We start from the raw sequence: 15,906 nt of genomic DNA, 5'->3' as shown, positions 1-15,906 counted from the left end.
GCTACCTAGTTTTGCTTTGAAGAATCTCTATTTATATTCATACGCAAATGTAGAAGGTGAGAATGAGACTTTATATTTTCCTTCAAGTTCCTTCATTACTTTTTCTGTTATTTTTAATCCTTTTTTATTATGCTCTTCTTCAAGTTCAATTCCATTAGGAACTATTCCACCTTTATCCCAATCAATCCATTCACCATACTCTCTAATCCATTTCATTAATTCCAATTTCAAATTGAGTTCAATTGGAACCTCTTCTAGCTCAAGGTTACAATTACATTGATTACACCAGATAGGGTCTGCTCCTACATCTCCCTCAACTTTTAATTCATTTGTTTCTTGTTGTTTACATAGACACCTCATATTGTTTCCATCTCCATTTATGACCTTAATTTAAGTTTTCTCAGTACCTTCTGATCCTTCGAAAGACACCTCATATAACCATTTAAATAATGTTGCAAAAAAAGAGATTCCAATTATGTCAACGATTGTCTGGTTATCAGATGAAAACAATATATTCCATAAGAAAATGCCGACAATCATGGAAAAGAAAAATCTAATATAACTTAGCACTTTGACCACCTCTAATCTTCACACGTCCACTTGTTATTAGTCCTTCTTCAATATTTTCATCCGTTTCAAGTATATCTACGAAAGAAGGTCCCACTTTGTTTCAAACAAATTATTTTGTAGAAATCAATCCAAATCTCTATATATAAAAAGGCCACCATTCTTATTGAACAATAGCCCCCGTTACAGGAAGACTTGAATTCAAGATAATATTTAGATTTACTTACTATTTCTTAGGCGAGTTTTTACTTTCTACAATTTAAGATACCCCCGTAAGAAGCAACATCACAAGGCTTTTCTCATACACCAATTTTGCTCAGAATCCTTATATATTTTTTCCATACCCTGCGCTGTATAAAGTTTTAGAGCGTTAGTATTAGTAGAAGAAACTCTCAAATGGTATTCTTTCATTTGGTGTTTTTTAAAATAGTTTTCGGCTAGGCTAATTATTTGTTTACCGTACCCTAAACCTCTATAAGCAGGCACAAGGTAAATTAAATTCACATAACCTATTCTTCTATTGTTGTATTCCTTGATCACCAGGTCTACTTGTCCAATCGTTTCATCGTTTTCTTCTACCAATAACTGGCCATCAGGTTGTTCCTGGAGCCTCATCCTAATGCGGTTAAGATATTCATCTGTATTAAAAAGTGTATAACACCCAACACTTTCCAATTCTGTATCTAATCTAAATTTTTTGAGTAACTCTATGTCAGAATTAAGGTTAACTCTCCTTGTATTCAAAATAACTCCCTCCTTCAGAGTAAATCACTTGAACTGCTTATCTTTGCTACAACATGAAGAGTTTGAAACGTTATCCTCTTTATCCTGTTTCACTTCTTTAATTTGTACTTTACAACAAGCTTTCTCCTCTTTATTACCTTTTAGCTTTTTCAGCCATTCCATCATAGCTCACTCCTTTATATAAGATAAAACAAGAATCCCGAAATTGTAGACATCAGTAAAACCGAACTCACAAATGCAATTACTAATTTTTGTTTAAATATACTGTGGAGAAGAGTAACTTCAGGTAAACTCGCACCAGCTGAAGCAATCATTAGTGCCATTACAGGCCCAAGAGCCATCCCCTTCGTGATAAGTATTTGAGACAATGGAATCATTGTAGCCAAACGGATATACAGAGGGATTCCGATGATGGCCGCAATAGGCACGAGCCACCAGTTCTCCCCTCCCATATATGTAGATATCCATTCACTCGGAATAGATCCATGAATAATCGAGCCGATTCCTGCTCCGATAATCAGGAAAGGATAAACGGTTTTCATCAATGATAACGTTTCTGCTAGAGCGTATTTGAAATCGAACCTCTTTCCTGTCTCAGGATATGAAAACCCATCAACCATCACATTCTTCAATTGATTCTGGAAACCAAGTGAGCTTAAAGAGAATCCGATTATGACGGAAAATAAAACCGTCACGATGGTGTATGTTAGTGATACCTTCCAACCGAGTATTGCCGTCATTAAAGTGATGATCGTGATATCCAAGACTGGGGATGCGAATAAGAAAATCATGACAATCGAAAACCTGACTCGATTTCGTAATAAGTTCACAACAATTGGAATGGTCGAACAAGAACAAAAGGGAGTCACAAAAGCAAAACCAACGGCGATCACGGCGCTGACAAGCGGATGACTTTTATCCATAAGCTCTTCCATTCGTCGATACGGAATGAAACCCTGCAGCAAATTGATGGTGAAAGATACGACCACAAACAGCAATGTCAGTTCTAGAGCAATACTTAGAAAGCTTTTCAATATTTCCTCCATGTCAAAACCTCCTTCATCAATTTTTTTTGATTAAAAACTCATACAGAATGAAGCTTCAACAGCAACAACAAGCTTCTTCGCCCCTTTCCTTAAAGAAGCCAGTCAAATGAGGAAAGAATCTTCCTGTTTCTGATTTTTGAGTTTGAGTATTTATTGGCTGACGGTAAAAGCGTATAGATTTTTTTATTTGTTCTCTGTTGATTTTCAGTAAATAAGGGTTCATTCTTCGACACACCTTTCATCAATTTTTTTTGATATATAGTTCAAAAAATTTATCTTCTGAACAAACAGCAAAGCTCTTCAGACAATAGGTGGTTGATTTCGGAGTGATTCAACTTGTAATAACTCCAAGTTCCACGCGTTTCTTTAAGGATTATGTCTGCGTCCATCAAGATTTTCAAATGGTATGAAAGCTTTGACTGGGGTAAATGTAGCTTTTCCGATAGATCACAAACACAGACTTCACCAGACTCAGTAATTTCATGAAGAATGTGCAACCTCTTTCCGTCTGCCAGTGCTTTAAATTTCTTTTGATAGGTAAGAAATGTTGAATCCAATGAAATGTCCTTGTTCGCTATTTCTTTCTTCATATTCTCGCCTCCTTTAAATCAACTTTTATTGATGTATAACAAGGATAAACTTTCCATACGGTGAAGTCAATCGATAAATCAAATTTTTTTGATTTATAATTCAATAATTATTGCAGTACTCTTTATCAATCTTTGAGATTGCAAAAAGGACTTTAACAAATTAAACAATCTTATCCGGAACCGGAGCGAAAAGCTTCATCATTTGCAAAAGCCACGGAACTCCACTTTTTCTTTAGCACTTTACTTCACTCCTGGTCACTTTCTTTTTCACCACCTTCTGCACCGTTACTTTAACAAGAAGAACTAATTTACCTTATTGAAGTAAAGCCCCCGTTAGTTTAAGACTCGAATTCGAGATTTGTTTGAATCAATGTTATATAGTATTTCTTGAAAACTCCCTACCTTCTCGTTAATTTATAATTCACCACAAAAGGAGTTAGTAACATGCCAAGAATAAATATAAGAAGTGCGACTAATATAGTTAAAAAAATACTCTCAAAAGGTGATAAAATCAAACCAAACATCATAAATGGAACAACACTTACTAGTGTGACTGAGAACCTTGAAGCGAAATCTATCCTATGTTTACAACCACAAATCCGACATTTAAGAGAACCATAAAAACTGTTCTTCTTAAGTAAACTCCACCATGTAAACTTAGTATTGCAGCAATCACACCTAGTCATTTAAATACACCAACTTTCCCATAGGCTTTCCGAATTAATTCTAGATTTTCGAATATAATAAACGCCCTCTTCTCTATACGACTTGATTTCGAGATAATCTTAAAGCCGTAGAGTAAATCCTTCCGCATGCGTTCGTGAAGCAACAATTACTTTTCATTTTCTGCTTTATCTAAAAGTGATATGATCTTTTTATTTTGTTCAACCTGAATGTCACTATTATTTTTTATTAAGCGTACCCACCTTATTAGGAAAGCCAATACTATAATAGGGAAAAACATTAATAAAGTTGGCACAAGTACATCCATTGAATATTCCTAAAAATTTTTCTATCATTTAATAACCGATAGTCATTGTACAACAATCGCCCCCGTTAGTTGAAGACTTGAATTAGAGATATTATCCGTATCATCACAGTCTTAAAGACAAAACGTGACTAAGCACCTCCACTAGAGAGCAACTTTACTTGGTTTATTAAATGTATTTCTTAACACTTCATCGATCACGAAAAAAACGCTAGCAACTGGCAAAGCAAAATAAAAGATAATTTGGAAGTAACTATCATTAACAAAAATTGCTGTTAATAGTAAGGCTATGATAATATGTAGGATCAATCGTAACGGGAAGCTAAGAGAAATCATTTTAGTCTCAATATAACCAATAACAATTGATAAAAGGGTCCCACATACAATTGCAAAGGTCAGAATATAGACAAAAAAGCTTACGAAGTCAGATGCGTCGCTTTTAGAGATAAAACTATATAAAGGAACTGTTATTATTAGAGTTATTAGAGCTGCTAAAAATTTTTTCTTTACCATAGACTACTCCTTTTTATGACTTTTATTGTATGTTAATAATTTAACTATAGCCCCGTTAGTTTTACGAAGCGCCCCTAACCCGATATAAAAACAACGTAGGTGCATTTAATAAAATGGTAACAATGACAAGTACAGTTGAAGCAACAGCTACAGCGTGCATTTCCGACAGAGCAGACCAGTCTTCAATGTTTACCAAGTAAAGGTTATAAAAAATTTGTAAACATATTGCGATAGCACAAGCGCTGAAACTGATAATGGTAAGAGCAATCCATTTCTTATTCATCTGTTTTTTACCTAACGCAAGATTAATAATAGGAATTATCCAAGCAACTAATCCAAGTACCAAACTGCCGATGTTAAGCCAACCAGCATCGAACATATTTATCCCACCTTCTCTTTTTCTTTCTAATTTCTCCTCAACAAAATGTCTCGATTGCGGAACATAATACCAAACACTCTTCCACTAATCTGCTCCGTCAGTTAAATAGTTAAATGCCACGGTCTTCCTTGCGCTTATGTAATTAAGGGCTAATGCTCTATTGAACAATTGCCCCCGTTACATGAAGATTCGAAATCGAGATATATTCACAAAATACTTTACTTACGTTAAGTGTGTCGTCTCATGAAACTTTTAATTATCATATGTTATTCCTTTTAAAAAATCTATTTTTTTAATGTCTTTATTATTATTGTTATCCGCTCGATAACTATCCTTGGATGAAGATTCGTAAACACTCAAGTATTGGTCCTGGTTCAGTAAGTAATACTTCACCTCTCCCCTTTGATGCATTTCTAGCTCATCTAAGTGTACTCCTGCGAAACCAGGCAAAGTGTCAATTATTCCAAACTCAACTGATAAACCTTGTTTCGAGAATTCATGTTCATGTAAATCAATCAAGGTATATTCCAACGAATTCATAATGTTTACTATATCATTCCAGTTATGTATGTTAGATTCTGGCGATACTTCCCAGCCTCTTTTATCACCAGGCACATGAATATCTAAGTCTTGTGCATCCCAGTTTTTATCTGTGATGACTTCTAAACCAACCGAACCCATTAACAATGGAAAAATTTCAATATCATTCAATCTTTGTGCAATTTTTATAAACTCACCAAATTTGTGATTATTCATTTTCTCCCTCCTATATCGTTTACCTCATCTAACTTCTTTGGTTAAAGCACTCCGAAAATGCAATAAAGGTATCTCTTCTTCAGCTATTGCCCCCTTTACTGTAATACTTGATTTCGAGACATTTCAATAAATATTTAGCTAACCTAAATACTCTTCTAAATTTGGAGATTGATTATATTTAATTGCAGCAACTTTATCCTTGTTAATAATGGCCTTTGTTAAATCAATTTCATTAATACTTGCAAGTGCTACTGCGTAGTGTATAACATCTACTAACTCTTTTTCTAAAGAAGAATCCCCTGAATTTTCCTTTCGACCTTCTAACTGGTTTAGAACCTCTGCTACCTCGCCAATTTCTTCTACTAATTTCATAAACAAACCAGATGAAGTGCGTCCTTCTTTGTATTTTAGTGCTAGGTAGCTTTGTAACTCACTAAATGTTAATTGCTTCATATGAACCCTCACTTTTAATGTTATTCGTCTTATTAGCTATTAAATATGCATTAATTTCACGGTCCTGCTTACTTAGTTCAATACTTGCATCCACATAGTTAACAACTATTCATGAATTGCCCCCGTTTCTATAAGACTTGAATTCGAGATACTCTTATACTTTTCACCTACTCAGTTGCCGTAGCTTATGTAGACATTTGCGTATTTTCCTATGTAAAATGGATCTACTATAAAAAATGAATACAATTAATCTTTAGCCATTCACCTAAACTAGACTGTCTCATCCAATTTCTGAATTTTTGATTGAGAAATAAAATATACATCCCCAATAATGTCAACTTTGTCACCCTTTATACGAACAGCGCAATCTTTATTCGAGGCATAAATATTTATTTCTTCTGACAAGGGAGACAGTTCCCTTTGAACAAGCTCCATGTTATTTTCTAGATCAAAATGAGATAAGACAGAAAACTCGTCAAGGCCGATTCCTTCGTAAACAGAGCTTCCTTCAACTTCATCTCCTAGTTTTTTTGAGCATAACCATTTAGCGGACATGTTGATTGCACCAGCACTTGCCCCCATTACAACTGCGCTGCTTTTTTTAATCCAATCCGACAATTCATATTCCATCAAAAAACCATTTTGTTTAAGAATATTTCCACCCAAAAAGAAAATAACTGAAGCATTGTGAATTAACGTTTGAGCATCTTCCTTTTGAACCTGATAATTAATTAAATGATATTCATCAAACTTAATGCCTGCCTGATCAAGCCATGATCGTTCAGTGGCACCATTATCATCATAAAGAGACGGATTGGAGCTAATCATAACCATTGATTTTCTATCAATGATATCTTCCTTTAAAACATTTCTCAGATTCTCAGGAAAAAAGTTTCTAAACCAACCTAAATAATAATGAGTTTTCATAAGTATCTCCCTTAGCAAAATATAAATATCATATATCTCCAGCGTTACTCATACTGTTTTCTTGTCACCAACACAGTATTTCAACTTTGCCTCAAAAAGCAATAGCAAGAGCTTTTTGTATTCCAGAAAAGCCCCGTTTCTGTAAGACTAGAAACCAAGGTATCACCGAAAAGTTCTTTAAAGATCTGTGAATATCCCAAAGTCTATTTAATTTCTTATGTTAAACAGTAATTGTTTTAATATTTTGTATAACCTATTTGTAAACCATAGTAAAAGACCAGCAACTATAACTGCCATTGGCATACCTAACCATTCAGGCATAGTAACCCCTGGTAAAATGCTCATTGGTATGCTCTCTATTCCTGAAGCTCTAAGTACTCCGCTTATTACTGCAATAAAAGCAGAAAAGAGCAATCCAACATAAAGAACAACTATTACTGGTAGACTAAAAAGGCTAACTATTTTAATCCCAACATTCATACGCACACCCTCCCTCATAACTTTTTTTACGTAACAAACAGGGCATTATCCCCTATTTCAAACACTAATTTTTTCCATCATATCATACAAATTTATACTTATATATGAACTTCAGATTTATTTAGCCATAAGTCTTGAGGCTTAGGAAACACTAATTCCATAAAAGTAAACACATGCTTTATCAATAATTATCTCGAAACTGAGTCTTCAACAAACCTGCCCAAAACATTAAGAAGGGGACAATTCTTCTGTTAAAGAATTGTCCCCGTTTGTGTATGACTCGACTGCAAGATTTCTGACAATGGAATTAAGAAATCTAAGCACAAGCGATAATAGTGAGTATATAAACTGAAGAATCAAATCCCTGAAACATCTTCCAAAAAATACTTTTGTTTGGATCGCTTATACACCAATAAAATAATGGCTATGGAAGTAATAAATAAAAAGGCTGCCATCCCTATAATCGTATAACGCAAAGACCACTCCCCAAGTAAACCAATCAATAAAATGAAAGAAATTTGAGCTATACTTTGGAGCACTCCTAAAACACTCGTAATCCTCCCCATCCGCTCAACAGGGATATTATTTTGATAGAACGTAAGGATTCCAGTACTTGAAAATGCGTTGAAGAACCCGAGGATAATAAAACCAATTACCAACATCATGAATGTATGCGAGAATGCATATATTCCATAACCTACAGACACCAAAAGAAACCCTATCCCGATCAAATTCTTTGTAGAGATATACTTAGAAACGACAGCAATCAATAATGATCCAGAAACAAAACCGATACCAGTAATAGTGACTAAAAGACTGAATTGAAACTCTGATACACCTACTACTTGCTGGGTGAATACTACTTCCTGGGAATCCATGGCTAATGTGCAAACAGTGGTTACCAGATACAACACATAAACCGAAATAATAAACGATTCCCGTTTACCATAATCAATGACTTCCTTCCAGTCTTCTTGCATCTGTTTTATTGAAAGCTTTCCCTTATTCAATTCAACTTTACTGTCCACATTAGGTAGCAAATATAGAAAAAAAGCAGAAACCAAAAAAGAAACTGCATTTATGTAAATTGCAAAGTCAACAGAACCTATCATGATTAAGATACCTGCAATGGAAGGACCTACAATGAATGCCCCTGAAGTAATCAGACTATTGATTGAATTGAACCGTTTACGCTGATACATTGGGACAAGCTGGGTTGTAAAAGTCATTGAAGTAGGGTTAAAAAATGCTTTTGCCATACCGATGAGGAATAACACGAAGTATATTGCCCAAACGTTAGGTAGGAGTGGAATAACCCCAACTGCTCCTGCACGCACTATATCCATACCAATCATTAGGTGACGTTTATTACCTCTATCGACAATGCTCCCTGACCAAAACTGGGTAAAGATCACTGCAAGTGGACTGATAGCCCAAAGTCCAGCAACAGCAGCTGCTGATCCAGTCATTTTCAAAACTAACAAATTAATTGCCACAAGATAAATGAAGTCACCTAACCTGGAAATACCAACCCCTGTAAGAAGTAATACGGGTTGTTTCCACTTATGTATCCATATTTGCTTAATCAAATTATCACCTCAACACAGCGTGATGAAACCGCTATCATAAAACCTTAACCTGTAAACTTAATCTAGACAATTACTCTCTATTCATACCAGTAAGAGGTATGCCTTACCCTCCCAAATTATAATAAACCCTTTTGCAGTGAGGGTGGGCACTTCCAATTGTAACTCTTTATTTTTTTGTTTATTAGTTTTCTAATCTTCTTCTCCTCTCCTGGATCACAAGATTCTAGTCTTTCCTTCAAAGAATCAATTTCGTTCCCTAACTGAATCCATGCCGGTATGACATTATTATCTTTAAGTGTTTTATTTAGCTGACCTTCATAACTATTAACGGGGTTCTTATTTAAATCTAAGGGCTTACCTTTTCCAGGGAGGTTGTCAAAATCCCCCTTTTCCTTCGCATCATGTACAATTTGAGAAATGTGGTCTTTGTAATATAAATTTTCTCTAAAACTATCTCGATCTTTATTTTTCATTATAAGCAACCTCCTTAGTGGGATATTAACACAAATTGGTAAATTTTTGTCTCTTTTTGATACAGAATTGAAGTGTTTAATTCCAGTTATCTCGAAACTGAGTCTTCAACTAACCTGCCCGTTAGCGTAAGACTCAGTTTCGAGATAAATTTAAAACCAGTATTGTTCTCCTCTTTTATTAGAGGAGAACAATACTGGTTTGTATACTTGAAATATCTTTGGTTAATTTTTAGTTTAACTGTCGAGAAAAGTAGTGATTGACCACAACATAAAATACTAAGCTATTGAATCCTTTCAGAACGGAATTGCTTCGCATGCTCTTTAGCAAAATTGATGATCTTATTGTACGTTTTCTGTTCGAAATCCTTCTTGGATGGAATGTGTAACGTAGCATTGTCTTCATCGATAATTTTAATGCGTGCGCCGCCCCTGACATAAAGGGTGACGTATAAAAATGGTTCTCTCATCCCTAGTTCTACCCGTAATTCTTTCGGAAAGTCTGCCGTTATGATGACACGATCCTCCACTTGCTTCAAACTCAACTGACTATGAAATTTCAGGTTCTCAATCCCATTTATATGCACCTATACGCACTCCCCATTTTTCATTATACATACCTAATCATACGTGCTTTTAAACTCATTATCTGTCGTTTGTTGCTTTATTCACAAAGCTTTAACAAACCGTCCAGCTTACCCCTAGGATAACCGTTTTCATTCTTTCGTTCCTAAACTCCATGTAAAAATTTCTACGCATTTGTGAAAGTTTGAGCTTCACACCTGGCACGACGCGCTTGTTTGTAGATACTATAATGAATACAGGAAACCGTACATGGAACCACAAAAAGCAAAAGACCGGACAATGTCCGGTCTTTATAAAACCTACGCCTGTTCTCTGATTACAACTCCGCGCCTCATCATTTCATCAATATACACATCGCCTGGCACGATCGTTTCCGGTGGGTATACGCCTCGTTTTGTAATTGTTCCTCCGCCGATCAATTGGGCGACGACAGAGATGGTGTTCGCTGTTGCGCGTGCCATCGCGGTTACGTTCGTCGCCCTGTCTTTATAGGTGACCATTTCATATTCACAAGCTTTCCGTACCCCGTCTTTCTCTCCACCGACGATGACACGGAGCAGGACGGCATCGTCTTTATCCTTCAGTTCAAGGAGGGGATCGATGCTCTTCAGCAGCACTTCCCTCGTCTTGATTTCCGTTCCCCGGATATTGACGACTTGATCGGCTCCGGTCAGGTTGAGGTCGACGAGCAGCTTCATTTTTTCTGCATGGCCGGGATAGCGGATCGTCTTGTACTCGAGACTGTCGATGTGCGGGTACGATTTTAAGAGCGTCGACGTCCCGCCAGATGTATGAAAAGCTTCGAGTGGTCCGAAGCGTTCAAAATAGATGTTCTCGATTTCCGTCAACGACTCGACTTCCCGCAGTTTTCCATCTCTGATGATCATTGAAGGATCGGAGTAATGATCCAGCAACCCTTCCATGGAAAACACGTGGTTATACTCAAGCGGCGGGTCCGGCCTTACCGGAATGCCACCCACGAACAGGCGGATCGATTCAAGTTTATCGAGCTTGCCTGCACCGTATCCTGATAAAATGTTGATCATACCAGGAGCGACACCGAGATCAGGGATGACCGTCACTCCGGCTTCTTTCGCCTGTTCATCGAGCTCCAGCACTTTATCGGTAATGTGACCGATGTGTCCCCCCAGGTCGACGGAGTGGACCCCGACTTCGATCGCTGTTTTCGCGACAATTTCATTGAAGGAGTAGAAAAGCGCATTGATGACAACATCATAGTTTCTAATGAACTCTGCAAGTTCGGTCTGATTTTCGGCATCCACTTTGAATCCTTGTATTTTTGATGAGTTCAATGAATCAGAAACTCGTTGCGCACGGTCGAGATCGATGTCAGCGAGTCCGACTTTCTTCACTCCCGAACTGTGGACGAGATCGCGCGCCGCTTCTTTTCCCATCAATCCAGACCCTAGAACAGCTACTTTCATAGTCCGCACTCCTTTATCTCTGTAAAATTACTCGACATCGATTTGGGCACGCTGCAATTTCCCACTGAAATCGACGTACACCGCTTTCCATTCGGTGAACACATCGAGGGCAGCCACTCCAGAATCTCTGTGGCCGTTTCCGGTTCCCTTCGTCCCGCCGAACGGCAGGTGGATTTCAGCCCCAGTCGTCCCTGCATTCACATAAACGATGCCTGTATCTAAATCCCGCTGAGCGGCGAATACCTGGTTCACATTTTGTGTGAAAATCGAGCTCGACAAGCCGAATTCCACCCCATTGTTGATCTCAACAGCTTCTTCAAAACTTTTCACAGGAATCAAGGAAACGACCGGCCCGAAAATTTCTTCCTGGGCGATCCGCATATCCGGTTTCACGTCCGTGAATAACGTCGGAGCGAAGTAGTTCCCTTTTTTGTGGTCGCCGTTTTCCATGATATAGCCACCGGTCAGAAGTTTCGCTCCCTCTTCCTTCCCGACGCTGATGTAGCTTTTCACTTTTTCAAGACCCGCACGATTGATGATCGGTCCGACTTTGATCGATTCATCCAGTCCATTTCCGATCGAAAGCTTGGCAATCTCTTTTTGAAGGCGTTCTTCCAGTTCATCTTTGACCTTTTCGTGGACCATGACACGGCTGCAGGCTGTACAACGCTGACCGCTTGTCCCGTATGCACTCCACAGAATCCCTTCGACAGCAAGGGACAAGTCGGCATCATCCATGACAATTACGCCGTTTTTCCCGCCCATTTCAAGGGAAACTTTCTTAAGACGCTGGCCGCATTTCGCTGCGATGCCACGACCGACCTCATTGGATCCTGTAAAAGAAATGACCCGGATGTCGTCCTGCTCGATCATCGCTTCTCCTACTGTGGACCCCGAGCCGAACACCACATTGATAACCCCTTTTGGCAACCCGGCTTCTTCAAAAATCTTCGCCAGTTCATAGGCCATGATCGGTGTTTCGGTCGCAGGCTTCCACACGACCGCGTTCCCGGCAACGATCGCCGGAAAGGACTTCCATGTCGCAATGGCGATCGGAAAGTTCCATGGAGTGATGATGCCGACGACGCCGACAGGAGCACGGACGCTCATCGCGAATTTATCCTTCAGCTCTGAAGGTGTCGTCTGCCCGAACAGCCGGCGTCCTTCTCCCGCCATGTAGAAGGCCATGTCGATGCCTTCCTGAACTTCTCCACGCGCTTCTTCGATGACTTTTCCGTTTTCCATCGTCAACAGCTGGGAGAGCCGTTCTTTTCGTTCTTTCATAATCAAACCGACCCGGTACAACACTTCTGCTCTTTGAGGGGCCGGTACGAGTGCCCAGGTTTTCTGCGCTTTTTTTGCAGCACTTGTCGCTTTTTCCACATCAGAAGCTGTCGATAGCGGGACGTTTACCAGCGTTTCGGATGTCGCCGGATTGATGACGGCTGTCGCCTTGCCGGAAGACGGCTCCAACCATTTTCCATCTATGAAATTCTTTAACTGCTCCTCATGAATCAATGTCACTTTGATTCTCCCCCTTTTTTTCTTAATTGGCTGATCGTTTTTGATAAGGATATTTGCTCAGGATCTGTTTCAACTTCTATGACCACGGGCTTGTCCAGGACCAGCGCCTGATCCAGGGCTTGTCTGAACTCTTCCGCCGTTTTCACAAGAAAACCGGCAGCGCCTACATTTTCCGCCACTTTTGAAAAGGCGACCTCCCCTAAATCCGTACCGATGACTTCGCCTGGATAATGGATTTCCTGATGCATGCGGATCGTTCCGTACATCCGGTTATTGAAAACGATGCTGATGATTGGAATGTCATAGCGGACCGCCGTCTCAAGCTCCTGAATCGTCATCATGAAGCCACCATCGCCTGAAAGAGAAACGACCTTCTTTTCAGGTTTCGCAAGTTTCGCTCCCAGGGCTGCCGGCATGCCGTACCCCATGGCGCCTGACGTTGGCCCTATATATCGTTGTTTCTTAAATTGAAAATACGTGTGCAGCCAGCCGGCGAAGTTGCCCGCATCATTTGTCAGGATGCTGTCTTCCGGCAGGTTTTCCTGAAGAAGCGAAATCACTTCCCCATTCAAGTTTTTGCGACCATCGGTAACAAGCGTCGCTTCATAAGCTTTCCGACGCGCGCTTGTCCACGAAATTAAATCCCTTCCGTAGGCCGCATTAGCTAGTGCTTCAAGCATTTCGCCCGCATCCGCTACAATGCCTACATCAGGAGGATAGACTTTGCCAAGGACACGGTCATCGATATCACAGTGGATCAAGGTCTGCCCTTTTAAAAGCGAATAGTCCTGTGTCGTCACTTCCGAAAGTCTTGTCCCAATCGCGAGCACCGTATCCGCCTGAGAGATTGTCTCCAGAATGTTCGGATGCGTGCCGAGTCCCAGATGTCCGCAATAGTGGATGTCGTCGTTCGGAAAAACATCATGTCGTCTGAATGCACTCACAATCGGAGCGCCCCATTTATAAGCCAGCCGTTTCAAAGCCATTTCTGCACCCGCAAGCTTCACTCCCCCACCCGCTAAAATCAACGGACGTTCCGCTAAACGGAGCCGGTCGACCACCTCGATGACTTCTTGATCCGAAGGCTTTGGTGCCGGCCTTGTTACAACAGGGCCGAACGACATGAGCGCTTCTTTTTTCAAAACATCTTCAGGCAGAGAAAGAACGACAGGTCCAGGCCTGCCCGACATGGCGATCCTGAGCGCCCGTTGCATGAGTTCAGGAGTCCGGGGCGGTTCGCGGATTTCAGCCACCCATTTAGCGATGGGCCTGAAGAAGGCTTCAAGGTCGACTTCCTGGAAGCCTTCGCGTCCACTGAAGTTCGTGTGCACCTGCCCGAGGAGGACGACCATGGGTGTGGAGTCCTGGTATGCCGTATGAACACCAATCGCAAGGTTGCTCGCACCGACGCCCCTTGTCGCCATCACAACACCCGGCGTTCCACTCGCTTTTGCGTACCCTTCCGCCATGAACGCGGCCCCGCCCTCGTGTCTGGCCGAGAGGAGCTCCATGTCCGGCTCTTTCAAAATGGCATCCATCACAGGGAGATAGCTTTCCCCTGGTACACAGAACACTTTGGAAATGCCTTGTTTTTTTAGACAGGAGACAATCGCTTCAGCGCTTGTCATCTGGCGTTCGTCCATAGACTTCAGCCTCCTTTCATCGCTTTTTTCATGCGTATCGAAGCTTCATGGAGCCGTTCAATCGGAACAGACAGGCTCATCCGGAAATAGCCCTCTCCTTTCTGACCGAACGCTGTTCCTGGCGTAAGGATGATGCCCGCTTCGTCGAGCATTTTTTCAGAGAACCCCTGCGACGTATATCCTTCAGGCACACGTGCCCATAGAAAGAAGGTGCCCTTCGGTTTTTCAGCCTGGATATTCATTCCGTTGAAGGCACTCATCATAAGATCGAGCCGCTGCTCGTACGTCCGGTTGTTCGCTCTTACCGTTGAAAAATCACTGCGTAGTGCCGTAGCGCCCGCCAACTGGACCGGTAAAAACTGACTCGTATCCATATTGCTCTTGAACACGCTGAGAGAGCGGATCAGTTCCTTATTGCCGACGATGTATCCAAGACGCCAGCCGGACATGTTGAACGTTTTCGAAAGCGATCCGAATTCGACTCCTATTTCTTTGGCCCCCGGCACCTGCAGTAGACTGGGAGCCTTGTAATCTCCGAATGTGACAAGATCGTAAGCGGCATCATGGATGAGTGAAAGTTGGTGTTCTTTCGCAAAACGGACCGCTTCCTCAAATGTGTCTACGTCGACTGTTCCGCCGGTCGGATTGTTCGGATAGTTGAGCAGCATCATTTTCGACCTTGAAACATCCCTCGTAGAGATTTGATCGAACATCGGGGCATAACTTTTTTCTTCATCCAGCGGAAAGCGGACCGTGACTCCATGGGCGAGATGGATCGCGGATTGATAGACAGGATAACCCGGATCCGGCGCAAGGACCCCGTCCCCCGGGTCGAGGACGGCACTGATCAAATGAGCGATGCCCTCCTTCGATCCGATCAGTGTCAGCACTTCCGTCTCTGGATCCAAATCCACGTCATAATGCGATCTATAGAAATCCGCAACGGCTTCCTTGAACTCCCGGCAGCCGCCGTACGGGGAATATTTGTGATTCTTCGGTTTACGTACCTCTTCGGTCAAACGGTCGATGATGAATGGTGGTGTCGGCAGATCCGGGGCCCCGATGCCGAGGTCGATGACATCAACCCCTTGAGCGGTCAACGCGACTTTCTTTTTATGAAAAATGGAAAACAGGTAAGGTGGCAGGCTTCGCACCTGCTTCGAGCTTTGGATCATGGAAAGACCCCCTTCAGACATTCTGGTTGTCC

18 protein-coding genes are annotated in these 15,906 nt (G+C 40.8%); all 18 read right to left on the bottom strand.

Annotated elements, in window-relative coordinates:
- Positions 1 to 27: 27 nt before the first annotated feature.
- Complete coding sequence (locus tag ACQ4XT_RS13475; RefSeq protein WP_446854110.1) at positions 28 to 360, bottom strand: immunity protein CdiI family protein; 333 nt, start codon at positions 358 to 360, stop codon at positions 28 to 30.
- Between the two features lie 492 nt (positions 361 to 852).
- Positions 853 to 1,311, bottom strand: coding sequence for a GNAT family N-acetyltransferase (locus ACQ4XT_RS13470; RefSeq protein ID WP_446854109.1), 459 nt, complete (start codon positions 1,309 to 1,311; stop codon positions 853 to 855).
- A gap of 24 nt (positions 1,312 to 1,335) precedes the next feature.
- Positions 1,336 to 1,473, bottom strand: a complete 138-nt coding sequence (locus tag ACQ4XT_RS13465) for a hypothetical protein (protein ID WP_446854108.1) — start codon at positions 1,471 to 1,473, stop codon at positions 1,336 to 1,338.
- A 14-nt stretch (positions 1,474 to 1,487) separates the two neighbouring features.
- On the bottom strand, positions 1,488 to 2,357 hold the full coding sequence (locus ACQ4XT_RS13460; protein ID WP_446854107.1) for a permease: 870 nt from the start codon (positions 2,355 to 2,357) through the stop codon (positions 1,488 to 1,490).
- A gap of 272 nt (positions 2,358 to 2,629) precedes the next feature.
- Positions 2,630 to 2,947: an ArsR/SmtB family transcription factor gene (locus tag ACQ4XT_RS13455; protein ID WP_446854106.1), complete on the bottom strand. Its 318-nt coding sequence runs from the start codon at positions 2,945 to 2,947 to the stop codon at positions 2,630 to 2,632.
- Between the two features lie 398 nt (positions 2,948 to 3,345).
- On the bottom strand, positions 3,346 to 3,633 hold the full coding sequence (locus ACQ4XT_RS13450; RefSeq protein ID WP_446854105.1) for a TIGR04104 family putative zinc finger protein: 288 nt from the start codon (positions 3,631 to 3,633) through the stop codon (positions 3,346 to 3,348).
- Positions 3,634 to 4,509: 876 nt separating this feature from the next.
- A complete protein-coding gene (locus ACQ4XT_RS13445; RefSeq protein ID WP_446854104.1) occupies positions 4,510 to 4,827 on the bottom strand; it encodes a hypothetical protein in 318 nt (105 codons plus the stop codon).
- A 252-nt stretch (positions 4,828 to 5,079) separates the two neighbouring features.
- Entirely contained in the window at positions 5,080 to 5,583 is a 504-nt protein-coding gene (locus ACQ4XT_RS13440) for a phosphoribosylanthranilate isomerase (protein WP_446854103.1), read from the bottom strand.
- Between the two features lie 138 nt (positions 5,584 to 5,721).
- Positions 5,722 to 6,036, bottom strand: a complete 315-nt coding sequence (locus ACQ4XT_RS13435; RefSeq protein ID WP_446854102.1) for a MazG nucleotide pyrophosphohydrolase domain-containing protein — start codon at positions 6,034 to 6,036, stop codon at positions 5,722 to 5,724.
- Between the two features lie 270 nt (positions 6,037 to 6,306).
- Positions 6,307 to 6,963 carry a Type 1 glutamine amidotransferase-like domain-containing protein gene (locus ACQ4XT_RS13430; RefSeq protein WP_446854101.1) on the bottom strand — a complete coding sequence of 219 codons (657 nt, stop codon included), beginning with the start codon at positions 6,961 to 6,963 and terminating at the stop codon, positions 6,307 to 6,309.
- A 207-nt stretch (positions 6,964 to 7,170) separates the two neighbouring features.
- Positions 7,171 to 7,443 carry a hypothetical protein gene (locus ACQ4XT_RS13425; protein WP_446854100.1) on the bottom strand — a complete coding sequence of 91 codons (273 nt, stop codon included), beginning with the start codon at positions 7,441 to 7,443 and terminating at the stop codon, positions 7,171 to 7,173.
- Between the two features lie 356 nt (positions 7,444 to 7,799).
- Complete coding sequence (locus ACQ4XT_RS13420) at positions 7,800 to 9,032, bottom strand: MFS transporter (RefSeq protein ID WP_446854099.1); 1,233 nt, start codon at positions 9,030 to 9,032, stop codon at positions 7,800 to 7,802.
- Positions 9,033 to 9,148: 116 nt separating this feature from the next.
- Positions 9,149 to 9,505, bottom strand: coding sequence for a DnaJ family domain-containing protein (locus ACQ4XT_RS13415; protein ID WP_446854098.1), 357 nt, complete (start codon positions 9,503 to 9,505; stop codon positions 9,149 to 9,151).
- A 281-nt stretch (positions 9,506 to 9,786) separates the two neighbouring features.
- Positions 9,787 to 10,089, bottom strand: coding sequence for a hypothetical protein (locus ACQ4XT_RS13410; RefSeq protein ID WP_446854097.1), 303 nt, complete (start codon positions 10,087 to 10,089; stop codon positions 9,787 to 9,789).
- A gap of 297 nt (positions 10,090 to 10,386) precedes the next feature.
- The gene (locus ACQ4XT_RS13405) at positions 10,387 to 11,541 is read right to left on the bottom strand and encodes a saccharopine dehydrogenase family protein (RefSeq protein WP_446854096.1); all 1,155 of its coding nucleotides are present in this window, start codon (positions 11,539 to 11,541) and stop codon (positions 10,387 to 10,389) included.
- A gap of 18 nt (positions 11,542 to 11,559) precedes the next feature.
- Positions 11,560 to 13,056, bottom strand: a complete 1,497-nt coding sequence (locus tag ACQ4XT_RS13400; RefSeq protein WP_446854095.1) for an aldehyde dehydrogenase family protein — start codon at positions 13,054 to 13,056, stop codon at positions 11,560 to 11,562.
- Positions 13,053 to 14,699 carry a thiamine pyrophosphate-dependent enzyme gene (locus tag ACQ4XT_RS13395; RefSeq protein WP_446854094.1) on the bottom strand — a complete coding sequence of 549 codons (1,647 nt, stop codon included), beginning with the start codon at positions 14,697 to 14,699 and terminating at the stop codon, positions 13,053 to 13,055. The genes ACQ4XT_RS13400 and ACQ4XT_RS13395 overlap by 4 nt, the downstream gene beginning before the upstream one ends.
- Before the next feature lie 5 nt (positions 14,700 to 14,704).
- Positions 14,705 to 15,874 (bottom strand): aminotransferase class I/II-fold pyridoxal phosphate-dependent enzyme, encoded by a 1,170-nt coding sequence (locus tag ACQ4XT_RS13390; RefSeq protein ID WP_446854093.1) that lies wholly within the window; start codon positions 15,872 to 15,874, stop codon positions 14,705 to 14,707.
- Between the last annotated feature and the right edge of the window lie 32 nt (positions 15,875 to 15,906).

The organism is Halobacillus sp. 12SKB (assembly GCF_052941655.1).
Note: the sequence above shows the minus strand (reverse complement) of the source record. Positions and strands in the feature narration are given on the sequence as shown.